A 22,149-nucleotide genomic window follows, 5' to 3' on the forward strand; every position below is an offset into this window, starting at 1 on the left:
AACGATTACTTATTGAATTCACAAGCCATGCCAAAACGCACAGACATCAAGAGCATCCTCATCATCGGCGCCGGCCCGATCATCATCGGCCAGGCGTGCGAGTTCGACTATTCGGGCGCGCAGGCTTGCAAGGCGTTGCGTGAGGAGGGCTACAAGGTCGTTCTCGTCAACAGCAACCCGGCGACGATCATGACCGACCCGAACACGGCCGACGTGACCTACATCGAGCCGATCACGTGGGAAGTCGTCGCGCGCATCATCGAGAAGGAACGCCCGGACGCGATCCTGCCGACGATGGGCGGCCAGACCGCGCTGAACTGCGCGCTCGACCTGCACCACCACGGCGTGCTCGAGAAGTTCGGCGTCGAACTGATCGGCGCGTCGCCGGAAGCGATCGACAAGGCGGAAGACCGCCAGAAGTTCAAGGAAGCGATGACCAAGATCGGTCTCGGCTCCGCGAAATCGGGTATTGCGCACTCGATGGAAGAGGCGACCAAGGTGCACGGCGAGATCATGGCGGAGACGGGCGGCAGCGGTTACCCGGTCGTGATTCGTCCGTCGTTCACGCTCGGCGGCTCGGGCGGCGGCATCGCGTACAACCGCGAAGAGTTCGAGGAGATCTGCAAGCGCGGTCTCGACCTGTCGCCGACGCGCGAACTGCTGATCGAGGAATCGCTGCTCGGCTGGAAGGAATACGAGATGGAAGTCGTGCGCGACCGCGCCGACAACTGCATCATCGTCTGCTCGATCGAGAACCTCGACCCGATGGGCGTGCACACCGGCGACTCGATCACGGTCGCGCCGGCGCAGACGCTCACCGACAAGGAATACCAGATCCTGCGTAACGCCTCGCTCGCGGTGCTGCGCGAGATCGGCGTCGACACCGGCGGCTCGAACGTGCAGTTCTCGATCAACCCGAAGGACGGCCGGATGGTCGTCATCGAGATGAACCCGCGCGTGTCGCGTTCGTCGGCGCTCGCGTCGAAGGCGACGGGCTTCCCGATCGCGAAGGTCGCCGCGAAGCTGGCGGTCGGCTACACGCTCGACGAGCTGAAGAACGAAATCACCGGCGGCCAGACGCCCGCATCGTTCGAGCCGACGATCGACTACGTCGTCACGAAGATCCCGCGCTTCGCGTTCGAGAAGTTCCGTGAAGCCGATTCGCGCCTGACGACGCAGATGAAGTCGGTCGGCGAAGTGATGGCCATCGGCCGCACGTTCCAGGAATCGTTCCAGAAGGCGCTGCGCGGCCTCGAAGTCGGCGTCGACGGTCTCGACGAGAAGTCGACCAACCGCGACGAGATCGCGATCGAGATCCACGAGCCGGGCCCGGACCGCATCTGGTATGTCGGCGACGCGTTCCGCATCGGCATGACGGCCCAGGAAATCTTCGCGGAAACCGCGATCGACCCGTGGTTCCTCGAGCAGATCGAGCAGATCATCCTGAAGGAAAAGGCACTCTCGGGCCGCACGCTCGCGTCGCTGACGTTCGACGAGCTGCGCTACGTGAAGCAGAGCGGTTTCTCCGACCGCCGCCTCGCGAAGCTGCTCGGCGCGACGCCGGAAGACGTCCGCAAGCGTCGCGTCGAACTGAACGTGCGCCCGGTCTACAAGCGCGTCGACACCTGCGCGGCCGAGTTCGCGACGAAAACCGCGTACATGTACTCGACCTACGAGGAAGAGTGCGAGGCGCAGCCGACCACCAACAAGAAGATCATGGTGCTGGGCGGCGGCCCGAACCGGATCGGCCAGGGCATCGAGTTCGACTACTGCTGCGTGCACGCGGCGCTCGCGATGCGCGAGGACGGCTACGAAACGATCATGGTCAACTGCAACCCGGAAACGGTGTCGACCGACTATGACACGTCCGACCGCCTGTACTTCGAGCCGCTGACGCTCGAGGACGTGCTCGAGATCGTCGACAAGGAAAAGCCGGTCGGCGTGATCGTCCAGTACGGCGGCCAGACGCCGCTGAAGCTCGCGCTCGACCTCGAGGCACACGGCGTGCCGATCGTCGGCACGTCGCCGGACATGATCGACGCGGCCGAAGACCGCGAACGCTTCCAGAAGCTGCTGCAGGACCTCGGCCTGCGCCAGCCGCCGAACCGCACCGCGCGCGCCGAAGACGAAGCGCTCAAGCTGGCCGAGGAAATCGGCTATCCGCTGGTCGTGCGCCCGTCGTACGTGCTCGGCGGCCGCGCGATGGAAATCGTCCACGAGCCGCGCGACCTCGAGCGCTACATGCGCGAGGCCGTGAAGGTGTCGAACGATTCGCCGGTGCTGCTCGACCGCTTCCTGAACGACGCGATCGAGTGCGACGTCGACTGCATCTGCGACGGCGAAGCCGTGTTCATCGGCGGCGTGATGGAGCACATCGAGCAGGCGGGTGTCCACTCGGGCGACTCGGCATGCTCGCTGCCGCCGTACTCGCTGTCGAAGGAAACCGTGGCCGAACTGAAGCGCCAGACGGGCGCGATGGCGCGGGCGCTGAACGTGGTCGGCCTGATGAACGTGCAGTTCGCGATCCAGCAGGTGCCGCAGGCGGACGGTTCGAAGCAGGACATCATCTACGTGCTGGAAGTGAACCCGCGCGCATCGCGCACGGTGCCGTACGTGTCGAAGGCGACCAGCCTGCCGCTCGCGAAGATCGCGGCGCGCGCGATGGTTGGCCAGAAGCTCGCGCAGCAGGGCGTGACGAAGGAAGTCGAGCCGCCGTACTTCAGCGTGAAGGAAGCCGTGTTCCCGTTCGTCAAGTTCCCGACCGTCGATCCGGTCCTCGGGCCTGAAATGCGTTCGACCGGCGAAGTGATGGGTGTCGGCCAGACGTTCGGCGAAGCGCTGTTCAAGTCGCAGCTCGCGGCCGGTTCGCGCCTGCCGGAGTCGGGCACGGTGCTGCTGACCGTGATGGATGCCGACAAGCCGAAGGCGGTCGAAGTCGCGCGCATGCTGCACGACCTCGGCTACCCGATCGTCGCGACCAAGGGTACGGCTGCCGCGATCGAAGCGGCCGGCGTGCCGGTGAAGGTCGTGAACAAGGTGAAGGACGGCCGTCCGCACATCGTCGACATGATCAAGAACGGCGAGATCGCGCTCGTGTTCACGACGGTCGACGAGACGCGCCAGGCGATCGCCGATTCGCGTTCGATCCGCATGAGCGCACAGGCGCACAAGGTCACGTACTACACGACGATGTCGGGCGCGCGCGCGGCTGTCGAAGGTTTGCGCTACCTGAAGGATCTGGAAGTCTATGATTTACAAGGTCTTCACGCTCGCCTAAACTAAGCAGTCAGTTTCCTGTCGAAGCAATACGTGCCGCGGTTAAGCGGTGTTTCCGGTGCATCGGAAACGCGCTTAATCGCGGTGATTTTTTTTAAAGCCGTTTTTAGCGATTGAGCCGTTTATGAGCACCATTCCGTTGACAAAGCGTGGCGCAGAGCAACTGCGCGATGAATTGCAGCGCCTCAAGTCCGTCGAGCGGCCGGCCGTGATCAATTCGATCGCGGAGGCCCGCGCACAGGGTGATCTGTCCGAAAACGCCGAATACGATGCCGCGAAGGAAAAACAGGGCTTCATCGAGGGCCGCATCGCGGAACTCGAATCGAAGCTGTCTGCCGCGCAAATCATCGATCCGACGGTGCTCGACGCCGATGGCCGCGTGGTGTTCGCCGCGACGGTCGAACTCGAGGATCTCGAGTCGGGCGACACCGTCAAGTACCAGATCGTCGGCGACGACGAAGCCGATATCGATCACGGCCTGATCTCGGTCAGCTCGCCGATCGCGCGCGCACTGATCGGCAAGACCGAAGGCGACGTCGCGGCCGTGCAGGCGCCGAGCGGCGTGCGCGAATACGAAATCATCTCGGTCAGCTACATCTGAAGCGGGGCGACGTGATGCCGCATCGCGTGTTCCGTCTGCTGTCGGCCGTGTGGGTCGGCAGCCTGCTGACGATCGGGTATGCGGTCGCGCCCGTGTTGTTCAAGACGCTGGAGCGGATGACGGCCGGTTCGGTCGCCGCCCAGCTGTTCCGTATCGAGGCGATCCTCGGTGTCGTGTGCGGCGTGCTGCTGCTCGCGTTGTCGAACCAGCAGGTGCGGCACGGCAGCAGCGAATATCGCCGCGTGCGCTGGATCGTCGCCGCGATGGTCGTGTGCGTGCTGGTCGGGTATTTCGCGCTGCAGCCGTTCATGAACGCGCTGCGGGTGGCCGCGATGGACGCGGGCACCGATATCGCCAACTCGCCGTATGCGAGTCGCTTCGGGATGCTGCACGGCGTCTCGAGTGTGTTCTACCTCGTCGAGAGCGTGCTGGGGCTGATGCTGATCTGGCGTCTGCCGGCGCGCGACGCCTGAGCGCCGCGCGGGCAGGGCGGCACGGCGTGCGCCGCGCCGCGTCCACGATTTACTTGTCCTGGAACGGCCGCTTGGTGCTTGCCTGACGCTTTTTCGCGCGCTTCACGTTGCCGCCCGCCGTCACGCGCTCGTTGCCGCGCACGACGACCTTCGTCGGCTTCGGACGACGCACGGGGCTGGCGTTCGGCGACACCTTGACGACCTTGACGGTGCGCGGTGCGCGGCCCTTCTTGTCGTCGGCGGCTTCGGCCGCGCTCGGCAGCGTGCCGGCACGACGGCCGCGGGCCGGGGCCGCCGCGGCGGCTTCGGGCTTCCAGATCACCAGCAACTTGCCGATGTGCTGGATCGGCGCCGCGCTCAGGCGGTCGCAGATCTCGTCATAGATGGCGACGCGTTCGTCGCGTTCGTCGCCGAACACGCGAATCTTGATCAGCTGGTGCGCGCCGAGGTGCACCTTGATTTCTTTCAGCACGGCGTCGGTCAGCCCTTCGGCCCCGATCAGCACGACGGGCTTGAGCGCATGGGCCTGGGAGCGCAGCGCGGAGCGCTCGGCGGGAGAAAGCGAAAGGGCGGGCATGGGAATGTCGAAATCTAAATAAGGGCGCACTGCCTGAAAAGCGATCGCGGGAAGTTACCGCGTCAGCCGTGCGCCGAAACCACGTAAAATCGCGGCTTGGACCCGAAAAGGGGCCGCAGCCGCGCGAAGAAGACGCGTATTATCCGCTAAAAGCGCGGCTTCACGAAGCAAATGGCAGCAATCTCTCTCTCGAATGGCAAAAAACCGCTTTAACCAGAACTGGCTGCACGACCACATCAACGACCCGTACGTCAAAATGGCGCAGCGGGAGGGCTATCGCGCGCGTGCCGCGTACAAGCTGAAGGAAATCGACGAGCAGGACAAGCTGATCCGTCCGGGCCAGGTGATCGTCGATCTCGGCGCGACGCCGGGCAGCTGGAGCCAGTATGCCCGCAACAAGCTCTCGCAGGGCAAGAAGCGTGACGCCGAGCGCGAGGGCGGCATCGACGGCACGATCATCGCGCTCGACCTGCTGCCGATGGAGCCGATCGCCGACGTCCACTTCATCCAGGGCGACTTCCGCGAGGAAGACGTACTCCACCAGCTCGAGGAAGTGCTCGAAGGCCGTTCGGTGGACCTTGTTATTTCGGACATGGCCCCCAACCTCTCCGGCGTGGCCCTGGCGGACGCGGCGCGCATCGAGCATCTCTGCGATCTGGCGCTCGAATTCGCGCAGAATCATCTGAAGCCGGATGGTGCGCTGCTCGTGAAATGCTTTCACGGCAGCGGCTACAGCCAAATCGTCGAGAAGTTCAAGCAGCAATTTAAGACCGTCGCGCCGCGCAAGCCCAAGGCGTCCCGCGACAAATCGTCCGAAACGTTCATTTTGGGTCGGCATCTGAAGCGACCGCGCTGATGCGGAGCAGGGTGCCGCAAACGGGCTCCGGCCCTTGCCAGACAAGCGAAGCGCTATCGCGGCGGTTGTCAATGCTTATGGCGAGGGTGGTCGGACTGGATTAGAATGACCGAGGGGCGCCGCAAGGAAAATGTAGGCGCTCGTCTACGAGTGAAGGAGTGGTGCTTTGAACAACAATATGTTTTCGAAGGCAGCGGTGTGGCTGGTGATCGCACTGGTGCTGTTTACGGTGTTCAAGCAGTTCGACAAGCCCCGCGTTCAGGAAGGCGTGTCCTATTCGCAGTTCATGGACGATGCCAAGAGCGGCAAGGTCAAGAACGTCATCGTTCAGGGGCGCAACCTCACCGTCACTCCGGCTGATGGCCAGAAATACCAGATCGTGTCGCCCGGCGACATCTGGATGGTCGGCGATCTGATGAAGTACGGCGTGCAGGTCAGCGGCAAGGCCGACGATGAGCCGAACGCGCTGATGTCCGCGCTGTACTACCTCGGGCCGACGATCCTGATCATCGTGTTCTGGTTCTATATGATGCGGCAGATGCAGGGTGGCGGGAAAGGCGGTGCCTTCTCGTTCGGCAAGTCGCGAGCGCGGCTGATCGACGAGAACAACAACGCGGTGAACTTCTCCGACGTCGCGGGCTGCGACGAAGCGAAGGAAGAAGTGTCCGAGCTCGTCGACTTCCTGCGCGATCCGCAGAAATTCCAGAAGCTGGGCGGTCGCATTCCGCGCGGCGTGCTGCTCGTCGGCCCGCCGGGTACCGGCAAGACGCTGCTGGCCCGCGCGATCGCGGGTGAAGCGAAGGTGCCGTTCTTCAGCATCTCGGGTTCGGACTTCGTCGAAATGTTCGTCGGCGTCGGCGCGGCTCGTGTGCGCGACATGTTCGAGCAGGCGAAGAAGCATGCGCCGTGCATCGTGTTCATCGACGAAATCGACGCGGTCGGCCGTCATCGCGGCGCCGGCATGGGCGGCGGCAACGACGAGCGCGAACAGACGCTGAACCAGATGCTCGTCGAGATGGACGGCTTCGAGGCGAACTCGGGCGTGATCGTGATCGCCGCGACCAACCGTTCCGACGTGCTCGACAAGGCGCTGCTGCGTCCGGGCCGTTTCGACCGCCAGGTCTACGTCGGTCTGCCGGATATCCGCGGCCGCGAACAGATCATGCGCGTGCACCTGCGCAAGGTACCGATCTCGAACGACGTCGATGCGGCAGTCATCGCGCGCGGCACGCCGGGCTTCTCGGGTGCCGATCTCGCGAACCTCGTGAACGAAGCGGCGCTGTTCGCCGCACGCCGTGGCAAGCGCATCGTCGAGATGCAGGATTTCGAGGACGCGAAGGACAAGATCTTCATGGGTCCGGAGCGCAAGTCGGCCGTGATCCGCGAGGAAGCGAAGCGTGCGACCGCGTACCACGAGTCGGGCCACGCGGTGGTGGCGAAGCTGCTGCCGAAGGCCGACCCCGTGCACAAGGTCACGATCATTCCGCGCGGCCGTGCGCTGGGTGTCACGTGGCAGTTGCCGGAGCATGACAACGAGACGTATTCGAAGGACTACCTGCTGGACCGCCTCGCGATCCTGTTCGGTGGCCGGGTGGCGGAAGAGCTGTTCATGAATCTCGTCAGCACCGGCGCATCGGACGACTTCAACAAGGCAACGCAGACGGCACGTGCGATGGTCGCCCGTTTCGGCATGACCGATGCACTCGGGCCGATGGTCTACGTCGACGACGAGAACGATGCATCGCCGTTCGGCCGTGGTTTCACGCGCACGATCTCGGAAGCGACGCAGCAGAAGGTCGACGCGGAAATCCGCCGCGTGCTGGACGATCAGTACAACCTCGCGCGGCGCCTGCTGGACGAAAACCGCGACAAGGTCGAAGCGATGACGGCCGCGCTGATGGAGTGGGAGACGATCGACGCCGATCAGATCAACGACATCATGGAAGGCCGTCCGCCGCGCTCGCCGAAGAGCTCGCCGGCTGTCGGCGGCGATTCGTCGGGCGGTGGCAGCAGCGCCGAGGTCAAGCCCGGCAACGCACCGGCGCCTGCTTCGCCGGCGGCATAGTCTCCGCTTTAGTACCGTTCACGGGCTGGTGTGGCTTCACACCGGCCCGTTTTGCATTCATCCACGCCAGTCGCTCGTGTCCGATTTCGCTGTTTCGCCGTTCATTCCCGCGCCGCTGCGCTGCGGCCGCTTCGAGCTGACGTTCGAACGCCCGCTCGTGATGGGCATCCTTAACGCAACGCCCGATTCGTTCTCCGACGGCGGCCGCTTCCTCGCGCGCGACGATGCGCTGCGCCAGGCCGAGCGGATGATTGCCGACGGTGCCGACCTCCTCGATATCGGCGGCGAATCGACGCGCCCCGGCGCGCCGCCCGTGCCGCTCGACGAGGAGCTCGCGCGCGTGATCCCGCTTGTCGAGGCGCTGCGGCCGCTGAACGTGCCGCTGTCGGTCGACACCTACAAGCCGGCCGTGATGCGCGCGGCGCTGGCTGCCGGCGCGGACCTGATCAACGATATCTGGGGGTTCCGCCAGCCGGGCGCGATCGACGCGGTGCGCGACGGCAACAGCGGGCTGTGCGCGATGCACATGCTCGGCGAGCCGCAGACGATGCAGGTCGGCGAGCCCGACTACGACGATGTCGTGACCGACGTGCGCGATTTTCTCGCCGCGCGCGCGCAGGCGCTGCGCGATGCGGGCATCGCGCCGGAGCGGATCTGCGTCGATCCCGGCTTCGGGTTCGGCAAGGCGGTCGTCGACGATAACTATGCGCTGCTGGCCGCGTTGCCGGACACGGCGCCCGCGCGGCCCGACGGGCGCGCTTATCCGATACTCGCAGGCATGTCGCGCAAGTCGATGCTCGGCGCGGTCATCGGCGGCAAGCCGCCGATGGAGCGCGTCGCGGCGAGCGTGGCGGCCGCATTGTGCGCGGTCGAACGCGGTGCGGCGATCGTGCGCGTGCACGACGTCGCGGCGACGGTCGATGCACTGAAAATCTGGAATGCCGTGCGCGCAGCCGCGCGGCAACGATAAGTCAGAAGACGAAGGAGGAAGGACCCCATGGGACGTCGATATTTCGGCACGGACGGCATTCGCGGCACGGTAGGTGACGCGCCTATCACACCGGATTTCGTATTGCGCCTCGGTTATGCGGCCGGCAAGGTACTGGCCGGCGCGGCCGATGTCACGGCAGGCTCGCGTCCGACCGTGCTGATCGGCAAGGACACGCGCGTGTCGGGCTACATGCTCGAGGCCGCGCTCGAGGCCGGATTCTCGGCGGCCGGCGTCGACGTGATGCTGGCCGGCCCGATGCCGACGCCGGGCGTCGCGTATCTGACGCGCGCACTGCGCCTGTCTGCCGGTGTCGTGATCAGCGCGTCGCACAACCCGTATCACGACAACGGGATCAAGTTTTTCTCCGCCGACGGCAACAAGCTGCCCGACGACACCGAAGCCGCGATCGAAGCGTGGCTCGACAAGCCGCTCGAATGCGCGCCGTCCGACGGCCTCGGCAAGGCGCGCCGCCTCGACGACGCGGCCGGGCGCTACATCGAGTTCTGCAAGAGCACGTTCCCGGCCGCGTTCGACCTGCGCGGGCTGAAGCTCGTGATCGATTGCGCGCACGGCGCCGCGTACCAGATCGCGCCGCACGTGTTCCACGAGCTCGGCGCGGACGTGATCCCGATCGGCGTCGCGCCGAACGGCTTCAACATCAACGACGGCGTCGGCGCGACCGCGCCTGACGCGCTGGTGCGCGCGGTGCGTGCGAACCACGCCGACCTCGGCATTGCGCTCGACGGCGACGCCGACCGCCTGCAGGTCGTCGACGCGGCTGGCCGCCTGTACAACGGCGACGAACTGCTCTACGTGCTCGTGAAGGACCGGATCGCGACCGACGGCAAGGTCGACGGCGCGGTCGGCACGCTGATGACGAACCTCGCCGTCGAAGTCGCGCTGCAGCGCGAGGGCGTGAAGTTCGTCCGTGCGGCGGTCGGCGACCGCTACGTGCTCGAGCAGTTGCGCGAGCACGGCTGGCAGCTCGGCGCGGAAGGCTCGGGCCACATCCTGTCGCTCGACCGACATTCGACCGGCGACGGCATCGTGTCGGCGCTGCTGGTGCTGGCCGCGCTGAAGCGCAGCGGCCGGACGCTCTCGCAGATGCTCGATGGCGTCACGCTGTTCCCGCAGAAGCTGATCAACGTGCGGATGAAGCCGGGCGCCGACTGGAAGGGCAGCACGTCGATTCGCGCCGCGATCGATGCAGCCGAAGCCGCGCTCGCCGGCAGCGGCCGTGTGCTGATCCGCGCATCGGGCACGGAGCCCGTGCTGCGCGTGATGGTCGAAGCGCAGCAGGCGGCCGATGCGGTTCGCCATGCGGAGACGATTGCCGACGCGGTGCGCGCCGCGACAACTTGACGCACGGCAGTGGCACGGGGCGGTTCGGCCGCCCCGCGCCGGCTCCCCGGTGAACCGGCATGCGGCGCCTTCAGGGCGCCGCAATTTCGTCAGACGCAAAGGTTTGCGCTATCTAATAGAGGAGTGTCTCGACAAACGCATTGCGTGACCGGGAAAATCTTCAGACCCCTTATATCGCGCTCGCCGCGGGCAGGGGCTTCCCGTGCCGCCGACGCTGCGCTACGATCCATCCGCACATCCTTCAAACGGGTGTTCGCATCATCCCCGCCAGGCAGGCAATTCTTGCCGCCATCGCCGTACCGACGCCGCCCAGGCGCCGCCCGCGCCTTACCCGCTACTGCCTTTCAACCAGTCATGTTACTGTCACGCCAGTTTCATCGATTGTCACATTACCGTCATGAGGAGCCCCTAACCTTCGCGGTGCCGTAGTCATCCGCTCACACACTGGAGGTCTCATGAAATTGATGCAAACCGCGATTGCCGGCCTGGCTGGCGCGCTTTTCGCCGTTGCCGCGCAAGCCGCCGACATCACGGGCGCAGGCAGCACGTTCGCGATGCCGATCTATACGAAATGGGCTGCTGACTATCAGCAGACCGGCGGTGCAAAGGTCAACTATCAAGGTATCGGTTCGTCGGGCGGCCTGAAGCAGATCGTCGCGAAGACGGTCGATTTTGCCGGTTCGGACGCTCCGCTGAAGGATGACGAGCTCGCGAAGGAAGGCCTGTTCCAGTTCCCGACGGTGGTGGGCGGCGTGGTGCCGGTCGTCAACGTGCCGGGCGTGAAGGCAGGCGAGCTGACGCTGTCGGGCCCGGTGCTCGGCGACATCTACCTCGGCAAGATCAAGAAGTGGAACGACCCGGCGATCGCCGCGCTGAACCCGAAGGTCAAGCTGCCGGATACGGACATCGCAGTCGTTCGCCGTGCTGACGGTTCGGGCACGAGCTTCATCTGGACGAACTACCTGTCGAAGGTCAACGAAGACTGGAAGTCGAAGATCGGCGAAGGCACGACGGTCAACTGGCCGACGGGCACGGGCGGCAAGGGCAACGACGGCGTCGCGGCCTTCGTGCAGCGCCTGCCGGGCGCGATCGGCTACGTCGAGTGGGCGTACGCGAAGAAGAACAACATGGTCTACACCGCGCTGAAGAACTCGACGGGCACGGTGGTCGAGCCGAAGACGGAAACGTTCAAGGCCGCTGCTGCCGGCGCGAACTGGTCGAAGTCGTTCTACCAGATCCTGACGAACCAGCCGGGCAAGGAAGCATGGCCGGTCGTCGGCGCGACGTTCGTGCTGCTGCACGCGAAGCAGGACAAGCCGGAGCAGGGCGCGGAAACGCTGAAGTTCTTCAGCTGGGCGTTCAAGAACGGCGAGAAGGCTGCTGACAGCCTCGACTACATCTCGCTGCCGCCGGCGGTGGAGACGGAAATCCGCAAGCAGTGGAAGGCGAAGGTGACGGACGCATCGGGCAAGTCGGTCGCCGCCGAGTAAGCAATGCAGCGGTTCGCTGCCCGACCGCGCCGGTCGGGCAGTGTGTGCGGTAAAGCCGGGCGTTACGGCGCCCGGCACTCAAAAGCAGGCACCCATGTCTGATATTTCCTATACGTCCTCACGGTCCGCCGACGTTGCGCAGCAACACGCGCCGAGCCGTCTCGGGGACGTTGTATTCGGTGGCCTCGCACGGCTCGCCGCGATCGTGACCCTGCTGCTGCTGGGCGGGATCATCGTTTCCCTGATCATTGCGTCGTTGCCGACCATCCAGAAGTTCGGCCTCGGCTTCCTGTGGCAATCCGAGTGGGATCCCAACTCGGACATCTACGGCGCACTCGTGCCGATCTACGGCACGATCGTGACGTCGGTCATTGCGCTCGTCATCGCGGTGCCCGTCAGTTTCGGCATCGCCCTGTTCCTCACCGAGCTGTCGCCCGTGTGGCTGCGCCGTCCGCTCGGCATCGCGATCGAGCTGCTCGCCGCGATCCCGTCGATCGTGTACGGCATGTGGGGGCTGCTGGTGTTCGCGCCGATCTTCGCCGAATACTTCCAGAAGCCGCTCGGCCGTCTGTTCAAGGACGTGTGGGTGCTCGGTCCGCTGACCGCCGGCCCGCCGATCGGCATCGGTATTCTCGCGGCCGGCGTGATCCTCGCGATCATGATCATCCCGTACATCGCGTCGGTGATGCGCGACGTGTTCGAGGTCACGCCCGTGCTGCTGAAGGAATCGGCCTACGGGATCGGCTGCACGACCTGGGAAGTGATGTGGAAGGTCGTGCTGCCCTATACGAAGACCGGCGTGATCGGCGGCGTGATGCTCGGCCTCGGCCGTGCGCTCGGCGAAACGATGGCCGTGACGTTCGTGATCGGTAACACGAACCTGCTCGACAGCGTGTCGCTGTTCGCGCCGGGCAACAGCATCACGTCGGCGCTCGCGAACGAATTCGCGGAAGCGCAGCCGGGCCTGCATACGTCCGCGCTGATGGAACTCGGCCTGATCCTGTTCGTGATCACGTTCATCGTGCTGTCCATCTCCAAACTGCTGCTGCTTCGCCTCGAGAAGGGAGAGGGCAAGAAATGAGCGAGCCCATCATGAATTTCCCGGGGCCGAACGGCGCCGTGCTCGAAGCGATGCGCGAGCGCCTGCAGCGCAAGCGCAAGGTCGTCAACGCGATCGCGCTCGCCGCATCGCTCGGCGCAATGGCGTTCGGCCTGCTGTGGCTCGTGTGGATCCTGTACACGACGCTGCACCTCGGTATCGGCGGCCTGTCGCTGCAGCTGTTCACCGAATCGACGCCGGCACCGAACACCGAAGGCGGCGGTCTCGCGAACGCGATCGTCGGCAGCCTGCTGCTGTGCGGTTTCGGCACGCTGGTCGGCACGCCGATCGGCATCCTCGCGGGCGTCTATCTCGCCGAGTACGGACAGAAGAACCTGCTGGCGAGCACGATCCGCTTCATCAACGACATCCTGCTGTCGGCGCCGTCGATCGTCATCGGCCTGTTCGTGTACGCGCTCGTCGTCGCGAAGTCGGGGCGCTTCTCGGGCTGGGCCGGCGTCATCGCGCTCGCGCTGCTGCAGATTCCGATCGTGATCCGCACGACCGAGAACATGCTGAAGCTCGTGCCGAACGCGCTGCGCGAAGCAGCGTTCGCGCTCGGCACGCCGAAGTGGCGGATGGTGCTGAAGATCACGCTGCGCGCATCGGTGGGCGGCATCATCACGGGCGTGCTGCTTGCGGTCGCGCGGATCGCCGGCGAAACGGCGCCGCTGCTGTTCACCGCGCTGTCGAACCAGTTCTTCTCGTGGGACATGAGCCAGCCGATGGCGAACCTGCCCGTGACGATCTACAAGTTCGCGATGAGCCCGTTCGCGGAATGGCAGTCGCTCGCATGGGCGGGCGTGTTCCTGATTACGCTCGGGGTGCTCGGACTGAATATCCTGGCGCGCTCGATCTTCTCGAAAAAGTAACGGCGGAGCAATCCGATGAATATGGCAGAAAGCCACCTGAATCCTGTCGAGCGCACTGTGGCGCCCGCCGGCACGCAAGAAGCGGCGAACGGCCGCCCGCTCGAGCCGCTGAACGCGAAGATCGAGGTCAACAACCTCAACTTCTTCTACAACAAGTTCCATGCGCTGAAGAACATCAACCTGCGCATTCCCGAAGGGAAGGTGACGGCGTTCATCGGCCCGTCGGGCTGCGGCAAGTCGACGCTGCTGCGCACGTTCAACAAGATGTTCGCGCTCTATCCGGAGCAGCGCGCCGAAGGCGAAATCCTGATGGACGGCGAGAACCTGCTGACGACGAAGCGCGATATCTCGCTGCTGCGCGCGCGTATCGGCATGGTGTTCCAGAAGCCGACCCCGTTCCCGATGTCGATCTACGACAACATCGCGTTCGGCGTGAAGATGTTCGAGAAGCTCACGCGCTCGGAAATGGACGACCGGGTCGAGTGGGCGCTCACGAAGGCCGCGCTGTGGAACGAAGTGAAGGACAAGCTGGGCCAGAGCGGCTACGGCCTCTCGGGTGGCCAGCAGCAGCGTCTGTGCATCGCGCGCGGCATCGCGATCCGTCCGGAAGTGCTGCTGCTCGACGAGCCGTGCTCGGCGCTCGACCCGATCTCGACCGGCCGCATCGAGGAGCTGATCGCGGAGCTGAAGAGCGACTACACGGTCGTGATCGTCACGCACAACATGCAGCAGGCCGCGCGCTGCTCGGATTTCACGGCCTACATGTACCTGGGCGAGCTGATCGAGTTCGGCGAGACCGAAAAGATCTTCATCAAGCCGGTGCGCAAGGAAACGGAAGACTACATCACCGGCCGCTTCGGCTGATGACGGAGAACAACAGCCATGTCGGATAAACATCTGTCGAGCCAGTTCGACGCGGACCTGAATGCCGTGTCGTCGAAAGTGCTGGAAATGGGCGGCCTCGTCGAGTCGCAGATCGTCGGTGCGATGTACGCGCTGAACGAATTCGATCGCGATGCGGCGGAGAAGGTGATCGCGGCCGAGGAAACGCTGAACGCGATGGAAGTCGACATCGACCAGGAGTGCGGCAACATCATCGCGCGGAGGCAGCCTGCCGCGCGCGACCTGCGTCTTTTGATGTCGATTTCGAAAACGATTACGAACCTCGAGCGTGCCGGCGACGAAGCCGAGAAGATCGCGAAGCGCGTGCGCCGCCTGGTCGACGAGCCGGCCGCGCGCGCGGTCAACATCGCCGAGATCAAGGTGTCGGGCGAGATGGCCGTGACGATCCTGCGCCGCGCGCTCGATGCGTTCGCGCGCCTCGATACGGTCGCCGCCGCGCAGATCGTCAAGGACGACAAGGAAATCGACCTGGAATTCCGTGCGTTCGTGCGCAAGCTCGTGTCGTACATGCAGGAAGATCCGCGCACGATCTCGGTCGGCCTCGAATACCTGTTCATCGCGAAGGCGATCGAACGGATCGGCGACCACGCGAAGAACATCGCCGAATTCATCATCTACATCGTGAAGGGCACCGACGTGCGGCACCAGCCGCGCGACACGCTCGATCGTGAAGCCAACAGTTAACGCGACAACGTACAGGAAAAAAAGAGGTGCCGATGCCCAGCAACATTCTCGTCGTTGAAGATGAGCCCGCGATTTCCGAACTGATCTCGGTGAATCTCCAGCACGCCGGTCACTGCCCGATCCGTGCGTACAACGCCGAACAGGCGCAGAACCTGATCAGCGATGTGCTGCCCGATCTCGTGCTGCTCGACTGGATGCTGCCGGGCAAGTCCGGTATCGCGTTCGCGCGCGACCTGCGCAACAACGAACGGACCAAACACATCCCGATCATCATGTTGACCGCGCGCGGCGACGAGCAGGACAAGGTGCTCGGCCTCGAGATCGGCGCAGACGACTACGTGACGAAGCCGTTCTCGCCGAAGGAACTGATGGCGCGCATCAAGGCCGTGCTGCGCCGTCGTGCGCCGCAGCTGACCGAGGACGTCGTGTCGATCAACGGGCTGCGCCTCGACCCGGCCACCCATCGCGTCGCCGCGCATGCGGAAGGCAGCGAGATCAAGCTCGACCTCGGCCCGACCGAGTTCCGCCTGCTGCATTTCTTCATGACGCATCCGGAGCGCGTGCACAGCCGTACGCAACTGCTCGACCAGGTGTGGGGCGACCACGTGTTCGTCGAGGAGCGCACCGTCGACGTGCATATCAAACGATTGCGCGCGGCCTTGAAACCGGCCGGCTGCGATGCGATGATCGAGACCGTGCGCGGCAGCGGCTACCGGCTCGCCAAGCACGCGTAACGTATTCGTGCATGCCGTGTGCCACGGCATGCCGTTCATTCTTTCGGGCGCTGAATCATGAACATCATCTGGGCGCGCTTTCTGGTGTCGCTGGTGCTGCTCGTGCTGATCGGCGTATTGGTCGGCGTCTTTGCCGGCCCGACCGCGGGCCTCGTGTTCGTGGTCGTGATGCTGGTCGCGCAGGGTTTCTTCAGCACCTTCCATACGCAGCGTCTGTGGCGGCTGCTCGATGCGCCGGTCTACGGCGAGGTGCCGAGCGCGCCGGGCATCTGGGGCGAGATCTATTACCGTCTGCACAAGCTCGCGAAACAATGGCATGCACAGGTGCGGCAGGTCGAACAGCAGCATTCGCGCTTCATCCAGGCGATCCAGGCGTCGCCGAACGGCGTCGCGATGCTCGACGACCACGACCAGATCGAGTGGTGCAACGAGATCGCCGAGGTCCATTTCGGCCTCGATGCGAAACGCGACCTGCGCCAGCACATCACCAACCTGGTACGCCATCCCGAGTTCGTCCGTTACCTGAACGCGCAGCATTACGACGAGACGCTCGTGATGCGCGGCATGGGCGGCACGCGGCAGAACGTGCTGGCCGTGCAGGTGTTTCCGTACGGCGAGAACCGCAAGCTGCTGCTTACGCAGGACATCACCGAGCTCGAGCGTACCGACGCGATGCGGCGCGACTTCGTCGCGAACGTGTCGCACGAGTTGAAGACGCCGCTGACCGTGTTGTCAGGTTTTCTCGAGACGATGCGCGAGCTGCCGCTGAACGAGGAAGACCGCGCTCGTTATCTCGAGATGATGGAGCAGCAGGCGTCGCGGATGCGGCACATCGTCACCGACCTGCTGGTGCTCGCGAAGCTGGAGGGCGAGAGCAAGCCGCCGGTCGATCGCGCGATCGACATGCGCGCCGTGTTCGACCATCTGAAGGAGGACGCGCAGTCGCTGTCGAACGGGCATCACGACATCGCGTTCTCGATCGACGAGACGCTCGGTGTCACGGGCGCGCAGACGGAGTTGTTCAGCGCGTTTGCGAATCTCGTCACGAACGCGATCCGCTATACGCCGGACGGCGGCAAGATCGTCGTATCGTGGCGGCGCGAGGGCGCACAGGGCGTGTTTTCCGTCACGGACAGCGGCTTCGGCATTCCGGCCGCCGACCTTCCGCGGCTCACCGAGCGCTTCTACCGCGTCGACCGCAGCCGTTCGCGCGATACGGGCGGCACGGGGCTCGGGCTCGCGATCGTCAAGCACGTGCTGCAGCGGCACGATGCGCACCTGTACGTGCAGAGCGAGGAAGGGCGCGGTAGCACGTTCACCGCGCGGTTCCCGGGCTCGCGCATCATCGCGATCCGGCCGGCCGCGTACGAGGCATGATCGCGTAACGGCCGCGCTCGTTCGGCGCGCGGCGGCATGAGTGGTCCGTAAAAAAGCGCAGCCCAGGCTGCGCTTTTTTATTGGCCGTGCGGCACGCGACCGGCGCCGCGCGGCCGGTTCACGAGCAGAACTTCGCGAGCAGCCCGAGTTGTGCGTTGCGGATCGTCTTGCCGGCGCGGCGGCGGCGGTAGTGACCGTCGCTGTGCATCTGCCAGGCCGACTGGTTGTCGCCGAGACACACCGACAGGCCTTCGGCGATCACGCGCCGCTTGAGCTTGCGTTCGCGGATCGGGAACGCGACTTCGACGCGGCGGAACAGGTTGCGGTCCATCCAGTCGGCGCTCGACAGATAGACGTCCTCGGCGCCGCCCGCGTGGAAATAGTAGATCCGGTGGTGCTCGAGGAAGCGGCCGACGATCGAGCGCACCGTGATGTTTTCCGACAGCCCCGGCACGCCGGGTTTCAGCGCGCAGACGCCGCGCACGATCAGGTCGACCTTGACGCCGGCCTGCGACGCTTCATACAGCGCGGCGATCACCGACGGCTCCAGCAGCGCATTCATTTTCGCGACGACGCGCGCGCGTTTGCCGGCACGCGCATTGTCGATCTCCGCGCGGATCGCGTCGATGATGCGCGGATGCAGCGTGAACGGCGACTGCCACAGCTCGTGCAGCGTGAGTTCGCCGCCGATCCCGGTCAGTTGCTGGAACACGTGATGGACGTCCTCGCAGAGCTTCTGGTCGGCCGTCATCAGCCCGAAGTCGGTGTAGAGGCGCGCCGTGCGCGGGTGGTAGTTGCCGGTGCCGAGGTGCACGTAGCGGCGCAGCGACGCCTTGCCGGCCTGCACGACACGGCGCACGATCAGCATCATCTTCGCGTGGCACTTGTGGCCGACCACGCCGTACACGACGTGCGCGCCGACGGCTTCGAGCTGCGACGCCCAGTTGATGTTGGTTTCCTCGTCGAAGCGCGCGAGCAGCTCGACGACGACGGTCACTTCCTTGCCGTTGCGCGCGGCTTCCATCAGCGCGTCCATCAGCGGCGAAACGGTGCCGGTGCGGTAGATCGTCTGCTTGATCGCGACGACGCTCGGATCCTTCGCAGCCTGCTGCAGCAGTTCGAGCACGGGCTGGAAGCTCTCGTACGGGTGGTGCAGCAGGATGTCGCCGTTGTCGATCGCGTCGAACATCGTCGGCGCGTTCGTGATCGCGGCCGGAGTCGACGCGGCGAACGGCGCGAATTTCAGGTCGGGGCGGTCGACGAGATCGGGAATCTGCATCAGGCGCACGAGGTTCACGGACCCGGCCACGCGATAGCAGTCCTTTTCGCCGAGTTCGCTTTCCTCGAGCAGGCGCCGCACGATGTGCGCCGGCGTGTCGGCCGACACCTCGAGCCGCACCGCGTTGCCGAGGTGGCGTGCGGGCAGTTCGCCCTGCAGCGCGACGCGCAGGTTCGTGATTTCGTCCTCGTCGACGAACAGCTCGCTGTTGCGCGTGATGCGGAACTGGTTGCAGCTCTTCACGACGAGTTGCGGGAAGAGTTCGCCGACGAAGCGCTGCATGAACGAGCTCAGCAGCACGAAGCCGTGCTCGAAACCCGACAGCGCGTGCGGCATGCGCACGACGCGCGGCAGTGCGCGCGGCGCCTGCACGATGCCCATCACGGCCTGGCGGCCGAACGCATCGCGGCCTTCGAGCTCAACGACGAAGTTCAGGCTCTTGTTCAGCACGCGCGGGAACGGGTGCGCCGGATCGAGGCCGATCGGCGTCAGCACGGGCAGCAGTTCGTCGAGGAAGTAGTGCCGCGCCCATTCGAGCTGCTCGTCGTTCCACGTGTCGCTCGCATGGAAGTAGATGCCTTCCTGTTCGAGCGCGGGCAGCACGGTTTCGTGCAGCATCGTGTACTGTCGATGAACGAGCCGCTGCGCGCGTTCGACGACCAGATCGTAAGCATGCTGTAACGACATGCCGTCGGGCGTCAGCGCGCCGGGGTTGTCGCGGATCTGTTCCTGCAGGCCGGCCATCCGGACTTCGAAGAATTCGTCGAGGTTGCTGCTGGTGATGCAGATGAAGCGAAGGCGCTCGAGCAACGGGACTTGCGGATCGGCGGCCTGGGCCAGCACGCGCTCGTTGAACCCGAGGATGCCGAGTTCACGATTGAGAAGCGGATAACGGACGGACATCGGCAGAGTAGGGGGTGATTCAGGCGATGATTCGAAAGGACGCTCGGAAGCTCTCACGGTACGATGACGTGCTGATGACGATAATGGTTTTATATCGGGAAATTCTACGCTGCAACCGTTTCGTCTCATAAATGTTTCGGCTATATACAATCGAGCAGTGTGCATGCCCGTGAAGCGTGGCAATGGCAAGCGTTCCACGCTTAAAATGTCGCCTTTGATTGATGATTGATTGACCTGGGTTGCCGGACGGCTGCCGCGGGTGAACGCGCACGGAGCCCCATTCTGATGGTTACAACCCCCCACTTGCTGGCTGCCGTGGATCTCGGCTCGAACAGCTTCCGGCTGATCGTCGGTCGCGTCGAGGAAACGCCGGCGGGCAGCCAGATCTATCCCGTCGACGCGTTGCGCGAGCCGGTCCGTCTGGCTGCCGGCCTGTCGAGCGACAAGATGCTCGATCGCGCGTCGCAGGAGCGTGGCTGGGAGGCGCTCAAGCGGTTCGGCGAGCGCTTGCGCGATTTCCATCCCGATCATGTGCGCGCGGTGGCGACCAACACGCTGCGCGTCGCGAAGAACGCGGGCGAATTTCTCGGCGAGGCCGAAGCGGCGCTCGGTTTCCCGATCGAAGTGATCGCGGGCCGCGAAGAAGCGCGGCTGATCTATGCGGGCGCCGCGCATTCGGTGCCGGCGAGCGCCGGCAAGCGGCTCGTCGTCGACATCGGCGGCGGCTCGACCGAATTCATCATCGGCTCGCACTACACGCCGATCGTGATGGAGAGTCTCTATATCGGCTGCGTGAGCCACAGCCGCACCTTCTTTCCGGCCGGCAACGTCGACGAATACACGATGCGGCAGGCCGAACTCGCGGCCAAGCGCGAGATCCAGATCATTTCCAGCGAATACAAGAAGGCCGGTTGGGACCAGGCAATCGGTTCGTCCGGCACCGCGCGTGCGCTCGCGGAGCTCGTCGAGGCGAACGGCTTCAACGATCCGGGCATCACGCACGGCATTTCGCGCGGTGGTCTCGAGCGCCTGAAGCGCGCGCTGATCAAGTCGGAGAACGTCAACCGGCTGAAGCTGATCGCGCTGAAGCCCGACCGCGTGCCGGTGCTCGCGGGCGGTCTCGCGATCATGCTCGCGGTGTTCGAGGAGCTCGGTGTCGATTACGTCGATACGACCGACGGCGCGCTGCGTCTCGGCGTGCTGTACGACCTGCTCGGCCGGACGCAGCACGAGGACATGCGCGCGGTGACCGTCGAGGGCTTCACGCGCCGCTACGGCGTCGATCGTGCGCAGGCCGAGCGGATCGGCGCGCTCGCGGCGCGCTTCTACGACGAGCTCGAGGAAGCCGACGACGAAGCGGCCGAGGAGGGGCGGATGTTCCTCGGCTGGGCGGCGGCGCTGCATGAAATCGGCTTGTCGATCTCGCACAGCGCGTATCACAAGCATTCGGCCTATATCACGAGCAACGCGGACATGCCGGGTTTTTCGCGCACGGACCAGGCGCGGCTCGCCGCGCTCGTGCTCGGTCACGCGGGCAAGCTCGGCAAGCTGTCGCAGGCGCGCGAGGTCGAATGGCCGCTGCTGTTCTGCCTGCGGCTCGCGGCGCTGCTGTGCCGGCGCCGGACCGATGCGGGGCTGCCCGACATTTCCGTGTCGCAGATGAAGAAGGGCGGGTACGAAGTGCGCCTGCCGAGCGCGTGGGTCGAGCAGAACCCGTTGACCGACTACAGCCTCAGCCAGGAGGCTGCCGAGTGGGAGAAGGTCGGTATTCCGTATCGCGTGGTGTACACCAGCGCGTAACGGGCCGATAGCGGGGTCCGGAAGGGCTCGGACGGGATGGTGCGGCGTTGCGCCTTCAGGCGTGCCGCGTGACCGTCCTGATGCCCGCTCAGTCCGACGAGCAGACGATCGCGGTCAGGAACGGGAACGCCTGTTTGACGGTCGCGTCGCTGCCGGCCTTGCGCACCGCTTCCTCCACCGCGCTCTTCGTGCCGCGCACCACGACGCCGTAGGCCCAGTCGCCGATCGGCGCGCCATCGCCCGGACGGAAGATAGGGTCGTTCGCCTGGTAACCGAGCACGACATAAACACCGAAGCCGTAGGCCGTCAGCGAGCGGCTCGTGCGGAATGCGTTGACCGAATTCGATTCGACGTGCATCGGTTCCGACTGGATGTCGCCGGCGGCGAGCAGCGGTGCGACGAACCGGTGGCCGTTCGAGTGGCAGTCGAGTGCGTCGTCGAGCGCCTTGGCCGACGCGGTGCCGGCGGTCGCGAGCGCGAGCAGCGATGCGCAGAGGATGGTCTTGAGAATGTTGTTTTTCATGCGCGGATGCGGGTTGTTCACGCGCATTATCGCGTGTTCCTGCAAGGGCGGTGCGCGGGCTGAGGGCGGGCCGCGTGTGCCGTCGGCCAATCCCGCCAATTGACCGGATGGCCGCGAGCCGGGAATCCGGGCGATCGACTCGACGATCCAGAAAAGGAAAAGGGGCTACGGTGTTTAACCGTAACCCCTTGATATCCTTGGTCGGAGCGATAGGATTCGAACCTACGACCCTCTGATCCCAAATCAGATGCGCTACCAGGCTGCGCTACGCTCCGACGAGCCAA

18 protein-coding genes and 1 tRNA gene are annotated in these 22,149 nt (G+C 65.0%); 15 read left to right on the forward strand and 4 right to left on the reverse strand.

The features are described 5' to 3' along the window. The first annotated feature begins 27 nt into the window (after positions 1 to 27). From carB to ACN22W_RS06705, 3 genes are all read left to right on the forward strand, one after another. Positions 28 to 3,282 (forward strand): carbamoyl-phosphate synthase large subunit, encoded by a 3,255-nt coding sequence (gene carB / locus ACN22W_RS06695; RefSeq protein ID WP_129514220.1) that lies wholly within the window; start codon positions 28 to 30, stop codon positions 3,280 to 3,282. Positions 3,283 to 3,400: 118 nt separating this feature from the next. Next, positions 3,401 to 3,877, forward strand: coding sequence for a transcription elongation factor GreA (gene greA, locus ACN22W_RS06700; RefSeq protein WP_129514221.1), 477 nt, complete (start codon positions 3,401 to 3,403; stop codon positions 3,875 to 3,877). A 14-nt stretch (positions 3,878 to 3,891) separates the two neighbouring features. Then, a complete protein-coding gene (locus ACN22W_RS06705) occupies positions 3,892 to 4,350 on the forward strand; it encodes a DUF4149 domain-containing protein (RefSeq protein WP_129514757.1) in 459 nt (152 codons plus the stop codon). A gap of 49 nt (positions 4,351 to 4,399) precedes the next feature. Here the strand turns inward: ACN22W_RS06705 and ACN22W_RS06710 are convergent, their stop codons facing one another. Next, entirely contained in the window at positions 4,400 to 4,927 is a 528-nt protein-coding gene (locus ACN22W_RS06710) for a YhbY family RNA-binding protein (RefSeq protein WP_048242429.1), read from the reverse strand. A 193-nt stretch (positions 4,928 to 5,120) separates the two neighbouring features. On the opposite strand from ACN22W_RS06710, the gene ACN22W_RS06715 reads away from it, so the two are divergent. From ACN22W_RS06715 to phoR, 11 genes are all read left to right on the forward strand, one after another. After that, a complete protein-coding gene (locus ACN22W_RS06715; RefSeq protein ID WP_419686906.1) occupies positions 5,121 to 5,783 on the forward strand; it encodes an RlmE family RNA methyltransferase in 663 nt (220 codons plus the stop codon). Between the two features lie 166 nt (positions 5,784 to 5,949). After that, a complete protein-coding gene (gene ftsH, locus ACN22W_RS06720; RefSeq protein WP_129514223.1) occupies positions 5,950 to 7,848 on the forward strand; it encodes an ATP-dependent zinc metalloprotease FtsH in 1,899 nt (632 codons plus the stop codon). Between the two features lie 28 nt (positions 7,849 to 7,876). Further along, the gene (gene folP / locus ACN22W_RS06725) at positions 7,877 to 8,818 is read left to right on the forward strand and encodes a dihydropteroate synthase (protein WP_419686907.1); all 942 of its coding nucleotides are present in this window, start codon (positions 7,877 to 7,879) and stop codon (positions 8,816 to 8,818) included. A gap of 27 nt (positions 8,819 to 8,845) precedes the next feature. Continuing rightward, positions 8,846 to 10,201, forward strand: a complete 1,356-nt coding sequence (glmM, locus tag ACN22W_RS06730; protein WP_419686909.1) for a phosphoglucosamine mutase — start codon at positions 8,846 to 8,848, stop codon at positions 10,199 to 10,201. Positions 10,202 to 10,656: 455 nt separating this feature from the next. Continuing rightward, positions 10,657 to 11,691: a phosphate ABC transporter substrate-binding protein PstS gene (pstS, locus tag ACN22W_RS06735; protein ID WP_412022101.1), complete on the forward strand. Its 1,035-nt coding sequence runs from the start codon at positions 10,657 to 10,659 to the stop codon at positions 11,689 to 11,691. Between the two features lie 94 nt (positions 11,692 to 11,785). Beyond that, on the forward strand, positions 11,786 to 12,772 hold the full coding sequence (gene pstC / locus ACN22W_RS06740; protein WP_419686910.1) for a phosphate ABC transporter permease PstC: 987 nt from the start codon (positions 11,786 to 11,788) through the stop codon (positions 12,770 to 12,772). Then, on the forward strand, positions 12,769 to 13,662 hold the full coding sequence (gene pstA / locus ACN22W_RS06745) for a phosphate ABC transporter permease PstA (RefSeq protein ID WP_419686911.1): 894 nt from the start codon (positions 12,769 to 12,771) through the stop codon (positions 13,660 to 13,662). The genes pstC and pstA overlap by 4 nt, the downstream gene beginning before the upstream one ends. Before the next feature lie 15 nt (positions 13,663 to 13,677). Further along, positions 13,678 to 14,526, forward strand: a complete 849-nt coding sequence (gene pstB, locus ACN22W_RS06750; protein WP_419686912.1) for a phosphate ABC transporter ATP-binding protein PstB — start codon at positions 13,678 to 13,680, stop codon at positions 14,524 to 14,526. A gap of 18 nt (positions 14,527 to 14,544) precedes the next feature. Next, on the forward strand, positions 14,545 to 15,249 hold the full coding sequence (gene phoU, locus ACN22W_RS06755; protein WP_129514230.1) for a phosphate signaling complex protein PhoU: 705 nt from the start codon (positions 14,545 to 14,547) through the stop codon (positions 15,247 to 15,249). A 32-nt stretch (positions 15,250 to 15,281) separates the two neighbouring features. Then, the gene (phoB, locus tag ACN22W_RS06760) at positions 15,282 to 15,983 is read left to right on the forward strand and encodes a phosphate regulon transcriptional regulator PhoB (RefSeq protein ID WP_027787869.1); all 702 of its coding nucleotides are present in this window, start codon (positions 15,282 to 15,284) and stop codon (positions 15,981 to 15,983) included. 57 nt (positions 15,984 to 16,040) lie between these two features. Next, a complete protein-coding gene (gene phoR / locus ACN22W_RS06765; RefSeq protein ID WP_419686915.1) occupies positions 16,041 to 17,360 on the forward strand; it encodes a phosphate regulon sensor histidine kinase PhoR in 1,320 nt (439 codons plus the stop codon). Between the two features lie 118 nt (positions 17,361 to 17,478). Here phoR and ppk1 read toward each other — a convergent pair whose 3' ends face one another. Next, positions 17,479 to 19,542, reverse strand: coding sequence for a polyphosphate kinase 1 (gene ppk1 / locus ACN22W_RS06770; protein WP_343491638.1), 2,064 nt, complete (start codon positions 19,540 to 19,542; stop codon positions 17,479 to 17,481). A gap of 285 nt (positions 19,543 to 19,827) precedes the next feature. Here ppk1 and ppx point away from each other — a divergent pair, with 285 nt between their 5' ends. Continuing rightward, positions 19,828 to 21,342, forward strand: a complete 1,515-nt coding sequence (gene ppx, locus ACN22W_RS06775; RefSeq protein ID WP_419686917.1) for an exopolyphosphatase — start codon at positions 19,828 to 19,830, stop codon at positions 21,340 to 21,342. Positions 21,343 to 21,430: 88 nt separating this feature from the next. Here the strand turns inward: ppx and ACN22W_RS06780 are convergent, their stop codons facing one another. Then, the gene (locus ACN22W_RS06780; RefSeq protein WP_419686918.1) at positions 21,431 to 21,865 is read right to left on the reverse strand and encodes a hypothetical protein; all 435 of its coding nucleotides are present in this window, start codon (positions 21,863 to 21,865) and stop codon (positions 21,431 to 21,433) included. A 198-nt stretch (positions 21,866 to 22,063) separates the two neighbouring features. Next, a tRNA-Pro gene (locus ACN22W_RS06785) sits at positions 22,064 to 22,140 on the reverse strand. Between the last annotated feature and the right edge of the window lie 9 nt (positions 22,141 to 22,149).

It is taken from the genome of Burkholderia theae, assembly GCF_048565265.1.
Taxonomy (GTDB): domain Bacteria; phylum Pseudomonadota; class Gammaproteobacteria; order Burkholderiales; family Burkholderiaceae; genus Burkholderia; species Burkholderia theae.

What these genes read in the sequence shown, in the direction of transcription:
- ppk1 (WP_343491638.1), bottom strand. Translation starts at nt 19,542, where the DNA reads ATGTCCGTCCGTTATCCGCTTCTCAATCGTGAACTCGGCATCCTCGGG.
- ppx (WP_419686917.1), top strand. Translation starts at nt 19,828, where the DNA reads ATGGTTACAACCCCCCACTTGCTGGCTGCCGTGGATCTCGGCTCGAAC.
- glmM (WP_419686909.1), top strand. Translation starts at nt 8,846, where the DNA reads ATGGGACGTCGATATTTCGGCACGGACGGCATTCGCGGCACGGTAGGT.
- carB (WP_129514220.1), top strand. Translation starts at nt 28, where the DNA reads ATGCCAAAACGCACAGACATCAAGAGCATCCTCATCATCGGCGCCGGC.
- pstS (WP_412022101.1), top strand. Translation starts at nt 10,657, where the DNA reads ATGAAATTGATGCAAACCGCGATTGCCGGCCTGGCTGGCGCGCTTTTC.
- pstB (WP_419686912.1), top strand. Translation starts at nt 13,678, where the DNA reads ATGAATATGGCAGAAAGCCACCTGAATCCTGTCGAGCGCACTGTGGCG.
- ACN22W_RS06780 (WP_419686918.1), bottom strand. Translation starts at nt 21,865, where the DNA reads ATGAAAAACAACATTCTCAAGACCATCCTCTGCGCATCGCTGCTCGCG.
- phoU (WP_129514230.1), top strand. Translation starts at nt 14,545, where the DNA reads ATGTCGGATAAACATCTGTCGAGCCAGTTCGACGCGGACCTGAATGCC.
- greA (WP_129514221.1), top strand. Translation starts at nt 3,401, where the DNA reads ATGAGCACCATTCCGTTGACAAAGCGTGGCGCAGAGCAACTGCGCGAT.
- phoB (WP_027787869.1), top strand. Translation starts at nt 15,282, where the DNA reads ATGCCCAGCAACATTCTCGTCGTTGAAGATGAGCCCGCGATTTCCGAA.
- ACN22W_RS06715 (WP_419686906.1), top strand. Translation starts at nt 5,121, where the DNA reads ATGGCAAAAAACCGCTTTAACCAGAACTGGCTGCACGACCACATCAAC.
- ACN22W_RS06710 (WP_048242429.1), bottom strand. Translation starts at nt 4,927, where the DNA reads ATGCCCGCCCTTTCGCTTTCTCCCGCCGAGCGCTCCGCGCTGCGCTCC.
- pstC (WP_419686910.1), top strand. Translation starts at nt 11,786, where the DNA reads ATGTCTGATATTTCCTATACGTCCTCACGGTCCGCCGACGTTGCGCAG.
- phoR (WP_419686915.1), top strand. Translation starts at nt 16,041, where the DNA reads ATGAACATCATCTGGGCGCGCTTTCTGGTGTCGCTGGTGCTGCTCGTG.
- ACN22W_RS06705 (WP_129514757.1), top strand. Translation starts at nt 3,892, where the DNA reads ATGCCGCATCGCGTGTTCCGTCTGCTGTCGGCCGTGTGGGTCGGCAGC.
- pstA (WP_419686911.1), top strand. Translation starts at nt 12,769, where the DNA reads ATGAGCGAGCCCATCATGAATTTCCCGGGGCCGAACGGCGCCGTGCTC.